This window comes from Halomonas fontilapidosi, assembly GCF_014192285.1.
Lineage (GTDB): Bacteria > Pseudomonadota > Gammaproteobacteria > Pseudomonadales > Halomonadaceae > Halomonas > Halomonas fontilapidosi.
The window spans coordinates 43,853-61,505 of sequence record NZ_JACHXQ010000005.1 but is presented as its reverse complement, the minus strand read 5'-3'; the positions used below and the strand labels follow the sequence as shown (position 1 = coordinate 61,505).

Annotated in this window: 15 protein-coding genes; 12 read left to right on the top strand and 3 right to left on the bottom strand. The window is 66.6% G+C overall.

The features are described from left to right. Nucleotides 1-61: 61 nt before the first annotated feature. The 3 genes from FHR95_RS08810 to FHR95_RS08800 form a co-directional block, all read right to left on the bottom strand. Nucleotides 62-583, bottom strand: a complete 522-nt coding sequence (locus FHR95_RS08810) for a cytochrome b (protein WP_183314134.1) — start codon at nt 581-583, stop codon at nt 62-64. 128 nt (nt 584-711) lie between these two features. Beyond that, complete coding sequence (locus tag FHR95_RS08805) at nt 712-1,494, bottom strand: TSUP family transporter (protein ID WP_183314133.1); 783 nt, start codon at nt 1,492-1,494, stop codon at nt 712-714. A 49-nt stretch (nt 1,495-1,543) separates the two neighbouring features. Then, on the bottom strand, nt 1,544-2,446 hold the full coding sequence (locus tag FHR95_RS08800) for a LysR family transcriptional regulator (protein ID WP_183314132.1): 903 nt from the start codon (nt 2,444-2,446) through the stop codon (nt 1,544-1,546). Nucleotides 2,447-2,583: 137 nt separating this feature from the next. On the opposite strand from FHR95_RS08800, the gene FHR95_RS08795 reads away from it, so the two are divergent. The 12 genes from FHR95_RS08795 (at nt 2,584) to FHR95_RS08740 (ending at nt 17,641) form a co-directional block, all read left to right on the top strand. Next, the gene (locus FHR95_RS08795) at nt 2,584-4,095 is read left to right on the top strand and encodes a CoA-acylating methylmalonate-semialdehyde dehydrogenase (RefSeq protein WP_183314131.1); all 1,512 of its coding nucleotides are present in this window, start codon (nt 2,584-2,586) and stop codon (nt 4,093-4,095) included. A 24-nt stretch (nt 4,096-4,119) separates the two neighbouring features. Continuing rightward, nucleotides 4,120-5,781, top strand: coding sequence for a GMC family oxidoreductase (locus FHR95_RS08790; protein WP_183314130.1), 1,662 nt, complete (start codon nt 4,120-4,122; stop codon nt 5,779-5,781). 337 nt (nt 5,782-6,118) lie between these two features. Beyond that, nucleotides 6,119-6,325 (top strand): cold-shock protein, encoded by a 207-nt coding sequence (locus FHR95_RS08785; protein WP_040185674.1) that lies wholly within the window; start codon nt 6,119-6,121, stop codon nt 6,323-6,325. Between the two features lie 188 nt (nt 6,326-6,513). Then, complete coding sequence (locus FHR95_RS08780) at nt 6,514-8,283, top strand: SLC13 family permease (RefSeq protein WP_183314129.1); 1,770 nt, start codon at nt 6,514-6,516, stop codon at nt 8,281-8,283. Between the two features lie 83 nt (nt 8,284-8,366). Further along, nucleotides 8,367-9,035 carry an alpha/beta hydrolase gene (locus FHR95_RS08775; protein WP_183314128.1) on the top strand — a complete coding sequence of 223 codons (669 nt, stop codon included), beginning with the start codon at nt 8,367-8,369 and terminating at the stop codon, nt 9,033-9,035. 234 nt (nt 9,036-9,269) lie between these two features. Further along, the gene (gene trpB / locus FHR95_RS08770; protein ID WP_183314127.1) at nt 9,270-10,472 is read left to right on the top strand and encodes a tryptophan synthase subunit beta; all 1,203 of its coding nucleotides are present in this window, start codon (nt 9,270-9,272) and stop codon (nt 10,470-10,472) included. A 74-nt stretch (nt 10,473-10,546) separates the two neighbouring features. Continuing rightward, nucleotides 10,547-11,890: a sensor domain-containing diguanylate cyclase gene (locus FHR95_RS08765; RefSeq protein ID WP_343065199.1), complete on the top strand. Its 1,344-nt coding sequence runs from the start codon at nt 10,547-10,549 to the stop codon at nt 11,888-11,890. A gap of 74 nt (nt 11,891-11,964) precedes the next feature. Beyond that, entirely contained in the window at nt 11,965-12,186 is a 222-nt protein-coding gene (locus FHR95_RS08760; protein ID WP_040185679.1) for a hypothetical protein, read from the top strand. 7 nt (nt 12,187-12,193) lie between these two features. Then, nucleotides 12,194-12,865, top strand: coding sequence for a hydrogenase subunit MbhD domain-containing protein (locus tag FHR95_RS08755; protein WP_183314125.1), 672 nt, complete (start codon nt 12,194-12,196; stop codon nt 12,863-12,865). Next, a complete protein-coding gene (locus FHR95_RS08750) occupies nt 12,862-14,334 on the top strand; it encodes a complex I subunit 5 family protein (RefSeq protein ID WP_183314124.1) in 1,473 nt (490 codons plus the stop codon). The genes FHR95_RS08755 and FHR95_RS08750 overlap by 4 nt, the downstream gene beginning before the upstream one ends. Then, entirely contained in the window at nt 14,331-15,833 is a 1,503-nt protein-coding gene (locus FHR95_RS08745) for a complex I subunit 5 family protein (protein WP_183314123.1), read from the top strand. Before FHR95_RS08750 ends, FHR95_RS08745 begins: the two co-directional genes overlap by 4 nt. Then, entirely contained in the window at nt 15,830-17,641 is a 1,812-nt protein-coding gene (locus FHR95_RS08740) for a complex I subunit 5 family protein (protein ID WP_183314122.1), read from the top strand. The genes FHR95_RS08745 and FHR95_RS08740 overlap by 4 nt, the downstream gene beginning before the upstream one ends. Nucleotides 17,642-17,653: the final 12 nt, after the last annotated feature.

Sequence of the window (17,653 nt, the reverse complement as noted above, 5' to 3'; positions counted from 1 at the left end):
TACACGAACAGGGCCCGGCGCGATAGCTCGCGCCGGGCCCTTTCTTTGCTGTGGGCGTGGTTCAGGCCATGCGCTGCAGGCTGCGTTCCCCGAGCCACCACTGGTGGGCCAGTGTGGCGAGCACATGGCCGGCGATGACGAACCACAGCAGATTGGCGAGCAGCTCGTGGGTCTCCTCGGAGGCCTCCTCGAGCCACTCGATCTCGGCCCCTGCCGCGATCAGCGGTGCGCCAAAGACGGTTACACCCTCGCCGTTGCCCCAGGCCGTGAACAGGCCGCTTAGCGGGATCAGCAGCAGCAGGGCATAAAGGAACAGGTGGCCGAGGCGCGCGGCCAGGCGCCAGTGGCCGGGTGGGTCCAGGCGACCGCGGTTGACGACGCGCCAGGCCAATCGGCAGGCGAGCAGGGCCAGCAGCGCCATGCCGATGCTCTGATGCAGCTCCATCGCGGCACCCTCACCGAGGCCAGCGATGCCCTCCATCCACCAGTCGCTGGCCAACATGAGCAGTATCAGCACGGCCATGGTCCAGTGCAGGAAACGAGAGACCGCGCCGTAGCGGTGTTCGGTATCAAGCCAGTTCATCAGGATCACTCCTCTTGCGTGGGTACGTGATCCGTTTTACGCCGCCTGACCTTGCTGCAGCCTTAACGCCCCATTCACCTGGCATTCATGTGGTGCCGGGGCACTCCCTGTGGGTGCCCTTATGGGCCTTAGCCTGCCGAGCTGACGAGCCCCATCACGCTGACCAGGATGAGCACGCCGCCGAGTACCCGGAAGTAGAGATTGGTGCGGCTGGTGAGCATGTGCCGGTGGGCGCGCTCCCCCAGCAGGTGGCCGACCAGGGCGCAGGGCAGCAGCCATAGCTGGTGGATGAGCTGCAGGTCGACGCCGGCGATGACGAAGGAGACCATCTTGATCAGCACCAGGATGAACCACAGCACGAAGAGGGTATCGCGCAGCTGGTGGGCGGCGACGTGGGTGGCGAACACCGCAACGATCAGCGGGGCGCCGATCAGCGAGGTGCCGCTGACGTAGCCGCCCAGCGCCAGTAGCACCGCATCGACCACCCGGCTGCGGCTGCGAAAGGGCTTGTCGAGCAGGTAGCCGACCGCGTAGATCATCACGATCACGAAGATGATGCTGCTCAGCACGTTGCCTGGCAGGGTCAGCAGGCCCACCACCCCGACCAGCTTGGGAATGATCATCACCTTCATCGCCCTGATCAGGTAGCCCCAGTCGATGTTGCCCTCGCTCGGTGCCTGGCCGGCGTTGTCGGCCACCAGCTGCCGGTGGCTGCGCCAGGCGATCCAGCTGGAGAAGATCAGCAGATGGATGGCGATGATCGGCAGGAAGACCAGCGGCTCGTCGAGCACCAGCAGCAGGAAAGGCAGCGACAGCACGGCGCCGCCAAAGCCCAGGCTGGTGCGCACGAAGCCGCTCCAGACGAAGATCAGCCCGATCAGGACAAGTTGAGAGGTCTCGAGGTCGGCCATCAGGGGGCTCCTTTCCCGTTTGGAGGTGTCATGTCCGATGGGGGGCGTGTCATGGCGCCAGCGCGCCCCAGACGCCGGTCAGCACCTCCAGCGCCTCGGCGATCACCGCCTCCTCGCCCCGGTCGCGGCGCCACACGAAGCTCAGCGCGCAGGGCAGCCGCACGCCGTCGGCGACTACCAGGCCGCGCTCCTGGCGCTCGGCCATGGCCAGGGCGTCGCGGGCCAGGCTGAGGCCCACGCCGGCGCGCACCAGGTCGAGCATGCAGGCCTCCTGGTCCACCTGGGCCACGCCGTTGGGCACGATGGCCAGCGGGTCGAGCACGCCATGCAGGAGGCGGTGATGGGCGGAGTCCTCGGGCGTGGTGATCCATGGCAGGCGGGCGAGTCGGGGCCAGTCGGCGCCGGCCAGGCGGCTGCCCCAGCCGGCCGGAGCGATCACATGGTAGTCGAAGTGGGTGAGCTCGCGATGGGCGATCTCCGCAGCGCCCGACCCTTCGCCGGGCGGCGCCAGGAAGAAGCCGACGTCCAGCTCGCCGCGCCGCACCCACTCCAGCACGCTGCCGCTCATGCCGTGGTGCAGCTCGGTCTCGAGCTGCGGGGCGCGCTCCACCAGGCGACGCAGGAAGGCGCCCAGGCGAATGAACTCCGGGTCGACGATGGTACCGATCTTGAGCCGGCCACGCAGCGTGCTGTGCAGGGCCCGGGCGCTCTGCTCGAAGCCGGCCATGGCCGCCAGCGCCTTCTCGGCGGCAGGCAGCAGAGCGCGACCGTCGGCGGTGAGCTCCAGCCCCTGGGGGCGGCGCTGGAACAGCGTGAGGCCGAGGACCGCCTGGAACTGCTTGAGCTTGAGGCTCACCGCGGGCTGGGTCAGGTGCAGGCGTTCGGCGGCGCGCGAGACGCTGCCTTCCCGTGCCACGGTAACGAAGGCACGCAGGGTCTGGAGGTCCTGCATGGTGTCGCTTCCTCTGCGTGACGTGATATCAGCCAAACTTATACGCTGGTTTTGAATTACTCAATTGATCCTGGTGGCGATCGGGCTAGTCTGGACGTGTCCATCCCTGACTCCGACAACGACGCGACGAGGCCGCTATGAGCACAGCCAGCATCCAGCATTATATCAATGGGCAAATGTCAGCCGGCGAATCCGGCCAGCAGCAGGCCGTGACCAACCCGGCCACCGGCCAGGTGACCGGCCAGGTGGCGCTGGCCTCGCAGGCCGATGTGGCCACCGCCGTGGACGCCGCCCAGGCCGCCTTCCCGGCCTGGGCCGATACCCCGCCGATCCGTCGCGCCCGGGTGATGTTCACGTTTCTCCAACTGCTCAACGAGCACAAGGATGAGCTGGCGCGGGCGATCACCCTGGAGCATGGCAAGGTGTTCACCGATGCCCAGGGCGAGGTGGCGCGTGGCATCGACATCGTCGAGTTCGCCTGCGGTATTCCGCAGCTGCTCAAGGGCGACTATACCGAGCAGGTCAGCACCGGCATCGACAACTGGACGATGCGTCAGCCGCTGGGCGTGGTGGCCGGCATCACCCCCTTCAACTTCCCGGTCATGGTGCCGATGTGGATGTTTCCCCTCGCCATCGCCGCCGGCAACACCTTTATCCTCAAGCCGAGCCCGCTCGATCCCAGCGCCTCGCTGCTGATTGCCGATCTGCTCAAGCAGGCGGGACTGCCGGATGGCGTCTTCAACGTGGTGCAGGGCGACAAGGACTCGGTGGAGGCGCTGCTCGACCACCCCGACGTCAAGGCGCTCTCCTTCGTCGGCTCCACGCCGATCGCCAACCTGATCTACGAGCGCGGTGCTCGTCACGGCAAGCGCATCCAGGCGCTGGGCGGCGCCAAGAACCACATGGTCGTGATGCCCGATGCCGACCTCGACAAGGCCGAGGATGCGCTGATCGGCGCCGCCTATGGCAGTGCCGGCGAGCGCTGCATGGCAGTCAGCGTGGCGGTGCTGGTGGGTGACGTGGCCGACGAGCTGGTGCCGCGACTGGCCGATCGGGCGCGCAGCCTGAAGGTCAAGAATGGCCTGGAGCGGGACGCCGAGATGGGCCCCATCGTCACCGCCCAGGCGCACCAGCGCATCACCGGCTATATCGAGAAGGGCGTCGCCGAGGGGGCCGAGCTGGTGGTTGACGGCCGCGACTTCGATACCGCCGCGACCGGTGACGACTGCGCCGAGGGCTTCTGGATGGGCGGCTCGCTGTTCGACCACGTGACCCCGGAGATGACCATCTACCAGGAGGAGATCTTCGGCCCGGTGCTGGTCTGCGTGCGTGTGCCCGATATCGCCACCGCCATCCAGCTGATCAACGACCACGAATTCGGCAACGGCGTGAGCTGCTTCACCGAGAGCGGCAGCGTGGCTCGCGAGTTCGGGCGTCGCATCCAGGTCGGCATGGTCGGCATCAACGTGCCGATCCCGGTGCCCATGGCCTGGCACGGCTTCGGTGGCTGGAAGCGCTCGCTGTTCGGCGACACCCACGCCTATGGTGAGGAGGGCGTGCGCTTCTACACCAAGCAGAAGTCGATCATGCAGCGCTGGTCCGACTCCATCAATGCCGGCTCCGAGTTCGCCATGCCGACGCATAAATGATCAGGCCGGCGGGGAGCGTTCGTCATGACTGAACAAGCATTCGACTACATCATCGTGGGCGCCGGCACGGCCGGCTGCCTGCTCGCCAACCGCTTGAGCGCCGACCCGGCCAACCGGGTGCTGCTGATCGAGGCGGGGGGCCGCGACAACTACCACTGGATTCACATCCCGGTGGGTTACCTGTACTGCATCGACAATCCGCGCACCGACTGGTGCTTTCGCACCGAGGCTGATCCTGGCCTCAACGGGCGGTCACTGATCTATCCTCGCGGCAAGACGCTGGGCGGCTGTTCCAGCATCAACGGCATGCTCTATATACGCGGCCAGTCGCGCGACTACGACCGTTGGGCCGAGGCCACCGGCGACGACGCCTGGCGCTGGGAGAACTGCCTGCCCGCCTTCATGAAGCACGAGGACCATCATCGCCTGGATGCCGGCGGCGATGCCGACGGCGCTCACCGCGACTACCATGGCCACGGTGGTGAGTGGCGGGTAGAGAAGCAGCGCCTCAAGTGGCAAGTGCTTGACGACTTCGCCACTGCCGCGGTGGAGGCCGGCATTCCACGGACCCGCGACTTCAACCGTGGCGACAACGAGGGAGTCGACTACTTCGAGGTCAACCAGCGCTCGGGCTGGCGCTGGAACACCTCCAAGGCCTTCCTGCGCGGCGCCGAGAAGCGCGATAACCTGACCCTCTGGCACTCCACCCAGGTGCTGGGGCTCGTATTTGAAGGAAAGGGCGAGACCGCCCAGGGCGGCCAGCCACGCTGCTCCGGCGTGCGCATCGAGCGCGGCGGGAAAGCGATGACGGTGCAGGCCGGTCGCGAGGTGATCCTCTCCGCCGGGGCCATCGGCTCACCGCAGCTGCTGCAGCTCTCCGGGATCGGCCCGGCCGACCTGCTGCGCGAGCACGACATTCCGGTGGTCCATGAGCTGCCGGGGGTGGGCGAGAACCTCCAGGACCACCTTCAGATCCGCTCGGTGTATCGGGTCAAGGGCGCCAAGACCCTCAACACCATGGCCAACTCGCTGGTCGGCAAGGCGGGCATCGGGCTCGAGTACCTGCTCAAGCGCTCCGGCCCCATGAGCATGGCGCCCTCGCAGCTGTGCGCCTTCACGCGCAGCTCCGATGAATACCGGCACCCCAATATCGAGTACCACGTTCAACCGCTCAGTCTTCCCGCCTTCGGCCAGCCGTTGGATGACTTTCCGGCGATCACGGCGAGCGTATGCAATCTCAACCCGACCAGCCGCGGCACGGTGCGCATCAAGAGCGCCGACCCGCGCCAGGCGCCGGCGATCGCCACCAACTATCTGAGCACCCCCGAGGATCGCAAGGTGGCGGCGGACTCGCTGCGGGTCACGCGGCGCATCGCCGAGCAGCCGGCTTTCGCCAAATATTCTCCCGAGGAGGTCAAGCCGGGCCTGGAATATCAGAGCGACGATGACCTGGCGCGACTGGCGGGGGACATCGGCACCACTATCTTCCATCCGGTAGGCACCACCAAGATGGGCCGCGATGACGACCCCATGGCGGTGGTCGACGCTCGCCTGCGGGTGCGCGGGGTGGCGGGGTTGCGCGTGGTGGATGCGGGTGTGATGCCCACCATCACCAGCGGCAACACTAACTCGCCGACGTTGATGATCGCCGAGAAGGCCGCGGGCTGGATCCTCGAGAATCGCTGAACCTGCCGCCAGCTTCTTGCAGAGCATGCAGGAGAGAGAGTGGAGCAGGGCGAGTATGGCCTTCTGCCATGCCGCCGCGCCGGCCCGGGCGCAGCGGCAGGTAGGCAGCGGCTTGGTGTCTGGGAGACCGGAGGCAATATTCCTGTCATCTACTGCAAATAGTGTTTGACCTGCGTGCGGCATCGGCGCACTATTCGCGCAGTAGGTTAGCAACTGGAACATCGCAAGTGGTCATCGAAAGCTCATGGCGTCGATCTCCCGGTGAAAGTTTCTTGTTTTACCCACTGCAATTCGGGTATTTCCCGGCACTATCTAACGCTATTCGAGGAATTCGATAATGGCTACTGGCACCGTCAAGTGGTTCAACGACACCAAAGGCTTCGGCTTCATTTCTCCGGACGACAACGGTGACGACCTGTTCGCTCACTTCTCCGAGATCAAGGCTGAAGGCTTCAAGTCCCTGCAGGACGGTCAGAAGGTTTCCTTCGACGTCACCCAGGGCAAGAAAGGCCTCCAGGCTTCCAACATCCAGGTCATCGGCTGAACGTCGACCGACCTTGATGTGACTGCCTTACGGCAGTAAGGAAAGGCCCGCGAAAGCGGGCCTTTCTCGTTTTTGTAGCCTTCGGCCTTATTGTTCCAATAAGGTATAAATAGATTTCTAAAAATAACTTTTTAGAATAACCGGCGGCGGTCACAATGGGCTTTTCCCGATTGTTACCGGATCTCTCCATGTCGCTGGATGCCTGGCTCTCTCTCGCCGTCGTCATCGCCGTCTTCCCCTTGATGGCCTTCTCGCGTCTGGGCCCCGACATCGTACTGCTCGGTGCGGTGATCCTGCTGCTGACCCTGGGCGTCATCGAGCCCGGCCAGGCCCTGGCAGGCTTCTCCAGCACGGGCCTGTTCACCGTGGCCTTCATGTATGTGCTGGTCACGAGTATCCGCGAAACCGGGGGGATCGATCTGATCATCCGCCATGTGCTGGGGCGTCCCCGCAGCGAGGGGCGGGCGCTGGTTCGGTTGCTGCTGCCGGTGGCTTCGTTGAGCGGCTTTCTCAACAATACCCCCGTGGTGGCGACCTTTATTCCGGCCGTGCTGAGCTGGAGCCGGCGCGTCTCGGTACCGGCGCATCGTCTGCTGATGCCGCTCAGCTTTGCTTCTATCCTGGGGGGCACCATCACCCTGTTCGGTACCAGTACCAATCTGGTCGTGCATGGCCTGCTGATCGATCGTGACCCTGGCCTGGCCATGGGGCTGTTCGATATCGCCTGGGTGGGCGTGCCGGTAGCGCTGGTAGGGCTGGCCTATCTGGTCCTGCTGGGGCCGCGGCTGCTGCCCGCAAGGCGCGGGGCGGAGGCGGCCTTCGAGAATCCCCGCGAGTTCACCATCGAAATGGAGGTGGATCCCGGCGGCCCGCTGGTCGATCGCACGGTTGAGGAGGCCGGACTACGTCACCTCCAGGAGTTGTTCCTGGTGGAGATCGAGCGCGAGGGCAACATCGTCAGCGTGGTGGGACCCGGTGAGCAACTCAAGGGCGGCGACCGGCTGGTATTTGCCGGCACCAGCGAGGGGGCGGTGGAACTGCAGCAGATTCGTGGCCTGGTGCCGACCCGGCAGGGCGAGTCGAGCCTCGAGAAGGACTTCAAGGAGCGCCGCCTGGTGGAGGCGGTGGTCTCCGACCAGTGCCAGTTCATTGGCCGGCGGATTCGCGACGGCCACTTCCGAACCCTCTATGGTGCCGCCGTGCTGGCGGTCTGCCGAGGCGGCGAGCGGGTCGCCGGCAACCTTGGCCAGATCCGCCTGCAGCCCGCGGATGTGCTGCTGCTGGAGGCGCGTCCGCCCTTCATCGAGCGTCACCGCCAGTCGCGCGACTTCCTGCTGATCAGCAAGGTCAATGGCTCGGCCCGCCCGATCCACGAGAAGGCCGGGCTGGCCTGGTCGATCATGGCGGGGGTGGTGCTGCTGGCGACCCTGGGCGTGACCAGCATGATGAATGCCGCCATGCTGGGCGCAGCGCTGGCGCTGGCCACCGGCTGCTGCTCGGTCGGGGCGGCCAAGCGCGGGCTGGACACCCAGGTGCTGCTGACCATTGCCGCCTCCTTCGGGCTCGGGGCGGCACTGGAGAGCTCGGGGGCGGCTGCCGCCCTGGCCGACCTGGCCCTCGGCCTGGCGGGTGGTAACCCCTGGCTGTTGCTTGGCACGGTCTACGTGCTGGTGACCCTGCTGACCTCCCTGGTCACCAACAACGCGGCGGCAGTGATCACCTTTCCGGTGGTCTTGGCCAGTGCCGAGAGCCTTGGCGTGAGCCCCATGCCCTATGTGGTGGTGGTGATGTTCGCCGCCTCGGCCAGCTTTCTGACGCCCATTGGCTACCAGACCAACCTGATGGTCTTCGGCCCCGGAGGCTACCGCTTCAGTGACTTCCTGCGCCTCGGCGGGCTCTTGAACCTGCTGACCGCCGTGGTGGCGGTGACCCTGATCCCGCTGATCTGGCCCTTCTGAGCTCGCTCGCCGCCGGCCGTTGTTTGCGGTAGGGTGTCGACTTTTGAGCCACCCACCAAGCGCGGCCCTGGAGACCACCCCCCATGAAGCATCCCGGCGAACTGATCATCGAACCACGCAGCGGCAGACCCGCCGATGCTTGCGTTTTCATCCTCCATGGCCTGGGTGCCGACGGCAGCGATTTCGAACCCTTGGTGCCGGCCCTGCCCCTGCCCAACGATGATGCGGTGCGTTTCATCCTGCCCCACGCACCGCGGCTGCCGGTGACCATCAATGGCGGGATGGTCATGCCGGCCTGGTATGATATCAAGGAGATGAGTCTTGACCGGCAGGTCGACGAGCAGCAGCTCAGGGCCTCCGCCGAGCGTATTCAAGGCCTTGTACAGGGGCAGATCGACCAAGGTATCGACAGCCGTCGGATCATCCTGGCCGGTTTCTCCCAGGGTGGCGCGGTGGCCTACCAGGCGGCCCTCACCTTCGAGGCGCCGCTGGGCGGTCTGCTGGCCCTCTCGACCTACTTCGCCACGGCCGACGGCATCGAGCTCGCCGATGCCAACCGTGGCTTGCCCATCGAGGTGCATCACGGCAGCTTCGATCCCGTCGTGCCGGAGGAGCTGGGTAGATCCGCCTACGAGAGGCTCCTCGAGCTCGGCTATCCGGCCAACTACCGGCGCTATCCCATGGCCCATGCGGTCTGCCCCCAGCAGGTCGGAGATATCAGCAAGTGGCTCACCGAGCGCCTTGCCCACTGAGCCTGCCACGACAGTCAGCGCCTTCCCGGTCTCGGACTTGCGCGCCTGCTGTCGTAGTGCGCGTCCTCCTTTCCTGCTGCTCGCTAGCCTGGCGCTGCTCAACCTCGGTCTCTGGATGTCCAGCTGAGGGCTCTGGCTGGCGGCCTGAGGCTTCGTCGAAGGTCGCCTCGACAGCGTCGAGAGGGCGGGGCAGGATGGCATGTCGTTATTCCGCATGCCGTCAGGATCGAGATCATGAGTATTTCTCCCTTCGCCAACTTGCCCGATGCGCGAGGCTACTTCGGTCGCTTTGGCGGCCAGCATATCCCTGCCGAGCTCAAGGCGGTGATGGACGAGATCGACGCCGCTTACGAGGTGATTCGCGTTCGCGAGGATTTCCAGCAGGAACTGACCTGCCTGTTTGCCGATTACGTCGGGCGGCCCAGCCCAATCTTCCATGCCCGTCGCCTCTCCGAACGATTGGGCGGTGCCCAGATCCACCTCAAGCGTGAGGATCTGAATCATACCGGCGCCCACAAGATCAACCATTGCCTGGGGGAGGCGTTGCTCGCCAAGTTCATGGGCAAGACCAAGGTGATCGCCGAGACCGGTGCCGGTCAGCATGGCGTGGCCCTGGCCACCGCCTGCGCCCTGGTGGGCATACCCTGCGAGATCCACATGGGCCAGGTGGACATCGAGAAGGAGCATCCCAACGTCACCAAGATGAAGATTCTCGGCTGCACGCTGGTGCCGGTCACCCGTGGCACGGCCACCCTCAAGGACGCCGTGGATAGCGCCTTCGAGGAGTACCTCAAGGACCCGCAGCACTTCATCTATGCCATCGGCTCGGTGGTGGGGCCGCATCCCTTCCCGAAGATGGTACGTGACTTCCAGTCGATCATCGGCCGCGAGGCTCGCGAGCAGTTCCTCGAGCGCCACGCTCGGCTGCCCGACCATGTCACCGCCTGTGTGGGCGGCGGGTCGAATGCCATCGGCATGTTCACCGCCTTCCTCGACGACCCTGAGGTTCACCTGGTGGGGGTGGAACCGGCCGGGGAGGGGCTCGATACCCCGCGTCACTCCGCGACCCTGACGCTGGGCAAGCCCGGCGAGATCCACGGCATGGCCTGCTATGTGCTGGAGGACGAGGCGGGCAACCCCATGCCGGTTCACTCCATCGCCTCTGGCCTCGATTATCCAGGCGTCGGGCCTCAGCATAGCTACCTCAAGGAGCAGGGCCGAGTAGACTATCAGAGTGCCAGCGATGACGAGTGCCTGGACGCCTTCCTGACGCTGTCGCGCGTCGAAGGCATCATTCCGGCGCTGGAAAGCGCCCACGCCGTGGCCTGGGCCATGCGCGAGGCGCCCAACCTGCCGGCCGACCAGCATATTCTGGTCAATCTTTCCGGCCGTGGTGACAAGGATTCCGACTACGTGGCGGACCGGCTGAAACTCTAGCGGACGTCGGCAATGCTGCATGTGCCGCCGACGCCCTTCCGAAACCCAGGCGGGAAGCCCCCAAGGTGCGGTACATGGCGCGGATCAGGGACAGGTGGCGAAGATGGCGACTGCGCAGGAGCCATCAGCAACCGCTTGCCGATGCACTGTGGGACGGCTTCCCTGGCGTTGCCATGCTCACCGATGCGTACGGGGTGATTCTGAGCGTCAACCCGGGCGTCGAGCCGCATAGCGGTTATCCGCCCAAGGCCCTGATCGGCCGCCGCATCACCTGCCTGGACGTGGACCCGCTGCACGGCAACATTCGCCTTGCCGTGGCGCATTGCGTTGAGCGCCTTCGACCCTGGCGAGGCGTGTTGCTGTGCCGCCGGGCCGATGGCCGGCTGATCCACCAGGATGGTGTCTTCCAGCCGCTTGGCACCGGGCGGGACGAGCCGCTTCGGCTGCTGGTGACGCTCCACGACGTCACGGATCTGTGTCAGCAGGCGCAGTACGATCATGCCCTGCTGCAGCGCTTCCAGGGAACCCTCGCGCAGCTTCCCGGGGTCGTCTTCCAGCTTCGCGAGGATGTCCGTGGCGAGCTCGACTTTCTCTATCTCAGCGATGGCATGGGAGTGCTTGCTGGCCTGTCACCGTCCTTGGTGATGCAGCGCGCCGACGCGTTGCTGGAGCGGATGCATGCCGAGGACCGGGCGGCCCTGACCACGTCGCTTGCCCAGTCGTCGGTAAGCCTGGAACCGTGGATTCTGGAGTTTCGCGTCGAGACATTCGATGGTCTGCGTTGGTTCGAGGGCCGGGCACGCCCCTCGCGCCGCCGTGACGGTTCCACCCTGTGGGACGGCTTGATGCTGGATATCACCGCGCGCAAGCAGGAAGAGCAGCGCACCCAACAGCTGGTCAGCACCGACATGCTGACCGGGGCGCTCAATCGCCGAGCCTTCTTTGACTTCGGCGAGGCGCTTCGTGCTCGTGCCGCCCGCCAGGGCTACGCGGTGCCCCTGGCGATGCTCGACCTCGACCACTTCAAGCGCCTCAACGATACCTACGGCCATGCCGTCGGTGACCTGGCCCTTCAGGCCTTCGCCGCGACCTGTCGCGACTGCTTGCGCCCCTATGACCTGTTCGCTCGCATCGGTGGCGAGGAATTTGTCGTCATGCTGGTGGATACCCCGCTCGACGAGGCCTGGGGCGTGCTCGATCGTCTGCGCACGACGGTGGAGGCGATCGAGCTCGAGATGGCGGATACCACGCTGCGCATCACGGTGAGCCTGGGTCTGGCCGTATTGCCGCCGGAGGGAAGCTTGGACCTGGCGTTGTCCCAGGCCGACCAGGCGCTTTACCGCGCCAAGCATGAGGGGCGTAATCGTCTTGCCGGCGCACCGAACGTTCCCCGAGTCCGCCGCGATGCTCGACCGTAAGGGGGTGGCTGGAGAATTAAAGGCAATATCGGCAGGATAGGAGTGGTCCATTACACAAGATGAGGAGCACTGCCATGTCACTTTCAGAAGACTTTCGCCTGCCGGTGGCCTGTCCGAGCTGCGGTAGCCACCTGATGCGTGTCTCGCAGGTCAAGAATCCCGATGACCAGGTGCACTGCGCCTCCTGTCATCGCTATATCTGCCTTTGGCACGAGGCCCAGACGGTTTTGCAGAAGGGGCCCGGCAGCGAGAGCGAGGCGCTGATCGAGAAGGCGGTTAACCGCGGCGACCACTGAGTCGGCGGTGTCGCTGCTGGGCGAGCTGGTGGCCGCCGGCCTGCTGGTGATCCTGGCGACGGCCTGTCTCTTCGACCGACACCTGTTCCGTGCCTGCCTGGCCTTTCTTGCCTTTGCGCTGCTGATGGCGCTGGCCTGGTGGCGTCTCGAGGCGCCTTGGCTGGCGCTTGCCGAGATCGTGCTGGGCGCGCTGCTGACCGGCATGGCCCTGTTTCATGCGCTGGGCCGTCTGGGGGAGGGATGTCGCCTGCCCCCGCGCGACCATCAGGCGCGACCCCGCCATCAGTCGCCGGTTCGCTGGCTGGCCGCCCTCGTCTGGTTGGCATTGGCCGGCCTGGCGGTGTGGGAGCTTTCGGGAAATAGTCCGCTCGTGGCCTCTGGCGAGGTGTCGCGCCGGCCGCTGCTGGCCAGCGGGTTGGCCATCATGGCCCTGGGGCTGTGGGCCTTCGCCCATCATCTTCACCTGCTAAGACGCCTGCTGGCCTTCAACGTGCTGGGCTCGGGCGTCTTTCTGCTGCTGGCCGGCCTGGCCGGCCCGGTCGTCGAGGTTCAGGGGCTGATCCTGGTGGGGCTGGTGGTGGCTCTGGTCGGTTCGGTGCTCGGTGCCGCACTGCTGGGCCGGCTCTACGCCCTGGATGGCCGGGTGACGCTAGGCGCTGATAGGGACGCGGCACCATGAGCGTGTCATCAGCCGCGTCGCTATCCACCGAGGTGGTGGTGCTGTGGCTGACGCTGCTGGTCCCGGCGCTGCTGGGTGCGCTGGCGGGGTGCTTTCCACCGCGGCGGATGCTGCCGGTGCTGCTGATCGGAGCACCGCTGGTACTGGCGACCCTCTGGCTGCTGCATCGCGTCTCGGTCAGTGGCGAGTTTCAAGGCACGTGGTCTCCTGGTGGCCTGCTGCTCCACTGGCGCCTGAATGGCCTTGCGGGACTGTTGCTGCTGTTGACGCAACTGCTGCTGTTGGCCAGTGCGAGCTACGCGGTCGGCCATCGGCAGACCTTCGCGGTAGCCGAGCGCGCCTATGCCGGGTTCTGGCCGTTGCTGGGTGGGCTGGCGGTGGCCCTTGGCCTGATCTGGGTGGCCGACGACCTGCTGACCCTCTACGCGGCGCTGGAGCTGATGGGGCTTTGCGCCGTGGGCATGATGCTGCTGCCCGGCAAGCAGGAGGCGCTGGTGGCGGGCATGCGCTATCTGCTCTATGCCCTGGTGGGTTCGTTGGCCTGGCTGCTGGGTGTGGCGCTGCTGCTGGGCGCATCCGGGCGGCTGGATATGGCCGGCCTGGCGGCCAACGCCGCGCCGGGGCCGGTGACCGGCATTGCCATGGCGTTGCTGGCGGCCGGTCTGCTGCTCAAGGCGGCGGTCTTCCCGCTGCATGGCTGGCTGGTGCCGGTGCATGTTAGTGCCTGGGCGCCGGTGAGTGCCCTGCATGGCGCCCTGGTGGTCAAGGCCTCCTTCTTCATCCTGATGCAACTCTGGCAGCGCCTGGTGGCGGATGCGGTGGCGGCGGCCTGGCTGCTCGGGCTGCTGGGCAGCCTGGCGGTACTCTGGGGTGGGCTGCAGGCCTGGCGGGCCGATGCCCTCAAGCAGATGGTGGCCTGGTCCACGGTGGGGCAGCTGGGTTACTTGATGCTGGCTTTCCCGCTGCTGGCCGGCACCTCGGCGGCGGTCGCAAGCCTGGCGTGGCAGGCCACCTGGCTGCAGCTGGCTGGGCATGCCCTGGCCAAAGCGGCCATGTTCATGGCGGCCGGCAACCTGGTGCTGGCTACCGGCGAGCGTCATCTCAGCGGCCTGGCAGGAATCAGCCGGCAGTTGCCGCTTTCGCTGATGACCTTCGGCATCGCCGCTGTGACCTTGATGGGGCTTCCGCCGAGTGCCGGCTTTACCGCCAAGTGGCTACTACTGCAGGCGGCGATCCTCGCCGGACAGTGGCTGTGGGTCGCTGTGCTGGTGGCCGGGACCCTGTTGACCGCCGCTTACGTGTTCCGGGTCTTCCGCTTCGCCTTCGCCGAGGACGCGCCCCACCACGATGTCCGAGTGTTGCCCGCTGGCCTGGACCTCATCGCGCTGCTGTTGGCCCTGTCGGCTCTGGCGCTGGGGCTCGGGGCCGAGTGGCCGCTGGCCCTGCTGCGCGAGGGCGGGCGACCATGAACGGCGGACTGCTGCTGGCGGCCCTGGGTACTTCGCTGCTCGCCGCGGTGGTCATCTTCCTGCTGCCGGAGCGCGCCTTCCGGGCGCGCACGGGGGTTAACCTCGGCGCGGCCGTGATCAAGCTTAGCCTTGTCGCCTGGATGGTCTGGGGGCTGAGGCTGGGCCACGAGTATGCCGTGGCGTTTCCGGTACTGGAGGGGCTCCCCTTCGTGCTGCGTGCCGACGCCCTGGGGATCATGTTCGCGGGACTCTCCTCGCTGCTGTGGCTGTTCACCACCGTCTATGCCATCGGCTACCTGGAGGACTCCCCCAACCGTAAGCGTTTCTTCGGCTTCTTCAGCCTCTGCGTGGCCAGCACTCTGGGCATCAGTCTGGCCGGTAACCTCTTCACCTTCCTGATCTTCTACGAGTTGCTGACCCTCTCGACCTATCCCCTGGTGGTGCATCGGGGAACCGCGAAGGCGCTGGCCGCGGGCAAGGTCTACCTGCGCTTTACGCTGACCGCCGGGCTGGTGTTGATGATCGGCATGGTGGCGCTATATGCCCTGGCCGGGGATATCCGCTTCGGCCAGCGGGAGATCCTTGCCGGCCTGGAGCCCGAATACCAGCCGCTGCTGGTGGGCCTGTTCTGGCTGCTGGTCGCTGGTTTTGGCGTCAAGGCGGCGCTGGTTCCGCTACACGGCTGGCTGCCACGGGCCATGGTGGCGCCGGCGCCGGTCAGCGCCCTGCTGCATGCGGTGGCGGTGGTCAAGGCCGGGGCCTTCGGCATCGTGCGGCTGGTCTATGACATCTATGGCATTGAACTAAGTGCCGAACTGGGAGTGTTGCACGGCCTGGTGGCGGTGGCGGCGGTGACCATTGTGTTCGGTTCGCTGCGTGCCCTGGCCCAGCAGGAGCTCAAGCCGCGGCTGGCCTACTCCACGGTGAGCCAGGTCGCCTACATCGTGCTGGGTGTCGGCCTGTTCGGGCCGCTGGGGACCATCGCCGCGCTCTCGCACCTGCTGCACCAGGGGCTGATGAAGGTCACCCTGTTCTTCTGCGCCGGCAACTATGCCGAGGAGCTCGGCATCCACCGCATCGACGAACTCGACGGTGCCGGGCGGCGCATGCCACTGACCAGCCTGGCCTTCACGGTCGGAGCGCTGGGCATGATCGGTGTGCCACCGGTGGTGGGATTTCTGAGCAAGTGGTACCTGGGGATCGGGGCGATCCAGGCCGGCATGCCGTGGGTGATCGCGGTGCTGGTCACCAGCAGCCTGCTCAACGCCGCCTATTTCCTGCCGATCCTCGGTCGGCTGTGGTTCCGTCCCGGGCCCGATCACGGCGTGGGAGCGTGGCCCGGAGAGCGCCGTCTGGGTCGGTTCGAGACCCATGCCTGGTTGCTGGTGCCGACGATGGCCACGGCACTGTTCAGCCTGATGGCCGGGATGTTGGCAGGCATGCCCTTCAGCCCGCTGGAGTGGGCGACCCAGGTGACCAACGCGGAGTACCTGCGATGAGCGAGGGGCTTCTCTCCCTGGCGCTACCGGCCGCGCTGCTATGGCCGCTGCTGCTGATGCTGCGGGTGCCGCTGCTGGCCGCTCTGGCCGATCGGCGACGCCCCGCGCTGCAGATCGATGGGCTCTGGTGCAGCGCGCCGCTGCCCGCCCTGGGAATGGCACTGGTCCTCGACGAGGGTGCGCTGGCGCTGGACTGGTGGTTGCTTGGCGGACACTGGGTGTTGGAGGGTGCGCGGGGTCAGCTGCTGATCGTCACGGCATTGCTATGGCTGCTGGCGGGCGCCTATGCCAGGGGCTACATGGCCGGCGAGCAGGCCAGGGCGGTGGCTGGCGACCGTGCGGCGACCTCCCGGCTCACGCGCTTTGCGCTGCTCTGGCCGCTGACGCTTTCCGGCAACCTGCTGCTGCTGGTGGCCGAGGACATCGCCAGCTTCTATCTGGGCTTCGCGGTGATGACTTTCGCCGCCTATGGCCTGGTGGTGAACTCGGCGACACGCGATGCCCATACCGGGGGACGGGCCTACCTGGTAATGGCGGTACTGGGCGAGGGGCTGATCCTGGCCGGGCTGCTATGGGGGGCGGGTAGTGCCGAGACCACCACGCTGGGAGGACTGCGCGAGGGGATGCTCGAGGCGACAGGTGGGGCCTGGATAGGCCTGCTGCTGTGGCTCGGTTTCGGGGTCAAGGCAGGCGTCATCGGCCTGCATATCTGGTTGCCGCTGGCCCACCCGGTCGCACCGACACCGGCCAGCGCGGTGCTCAGCGGGGCCATGATCAAGGCGGGCCTGGTCGGCTGGCTTGCGACCCTGCCGCTGGGCGAGGCGGGCGCCGGCGAGGCCTTCGTCTGGCTGGGACGGGCCATGCTGGTGGCCGGCCTGGCGGCCGCCATCGGGGCCGCGCTTTACGGGGTCTGCCAACGTCACCCCAAGACGGTGCTCGCCTATTCCAGCGTCAGCCAGATGGGCTTGATCACGGCCCTGGTGGCCATGGGCCTGGTCGCTCCCGCGCTCTGGCCCGCGCTGTCGGTCGCGGTGGTGCTGTTCGCCGCCCACCATGGCCTGACCAAGGGAGGACTGTTCCTCGGGGTCGGCATCGGCGAGCACCCGCCCCGGCTGCCGGCCTGGCTGCTCTGGCTTCTGCTGGCACTGCCGGCGCTGTCGCTTACCGGGGCCCTGGCGTCGGGGCTGGTCAGCAAGTGGGCCGTCAAGTCGGTGCTCTACGAGGGCGGCTATTCGGCCGTGGTGACCTGGCTTTCCCTGGCGGCGGTGGGGACCACCGCACTGATGGCCCGTACCCTCTGGTGCCAGTGGCAGAGTGAGCGCCAGGCACGCACGGAGGGCCTCGAACCGCTGCTCTCGCCCATGCCGCTGGCTTGGCTGGGGACCCTGTTGGCTGCCTTGACCCTGCCCTGGTGGCTGGACGAAGCGCTGATTATCCATGGCTGGCCACCGCTGACCGACCGCCTTGGGCTGCTGTGGCCACTGGGCCTGGGGCTGACGGCCTCGATGGTTGCCTGGTTGGTGAGCCGTCATCGGCCGCTGCGGCTTGCCCCGCGACTGCCGCCCGGTGATCTCTGGTGGCTACTGGTAAGGGCTGCGCAGTGGCTGCATGCGCGGGGGCAGGTGAGCCTCGCCCGGCTGGCCACGGCGCAGGGACGCTGGGTGGCCTGGTGGGTAGCGCGCGAGCACAAGGCCATGCGGATGTTGGATGGAATGATTCACGTTGAGAGCTGGCTGCGCCGCCATGCGGCAGTGCTGATGATGGGAGTGGCCGCGGGGCTGGCTCTGCTGATGCTGATGTCCAACTGAACCAGCCGCGCG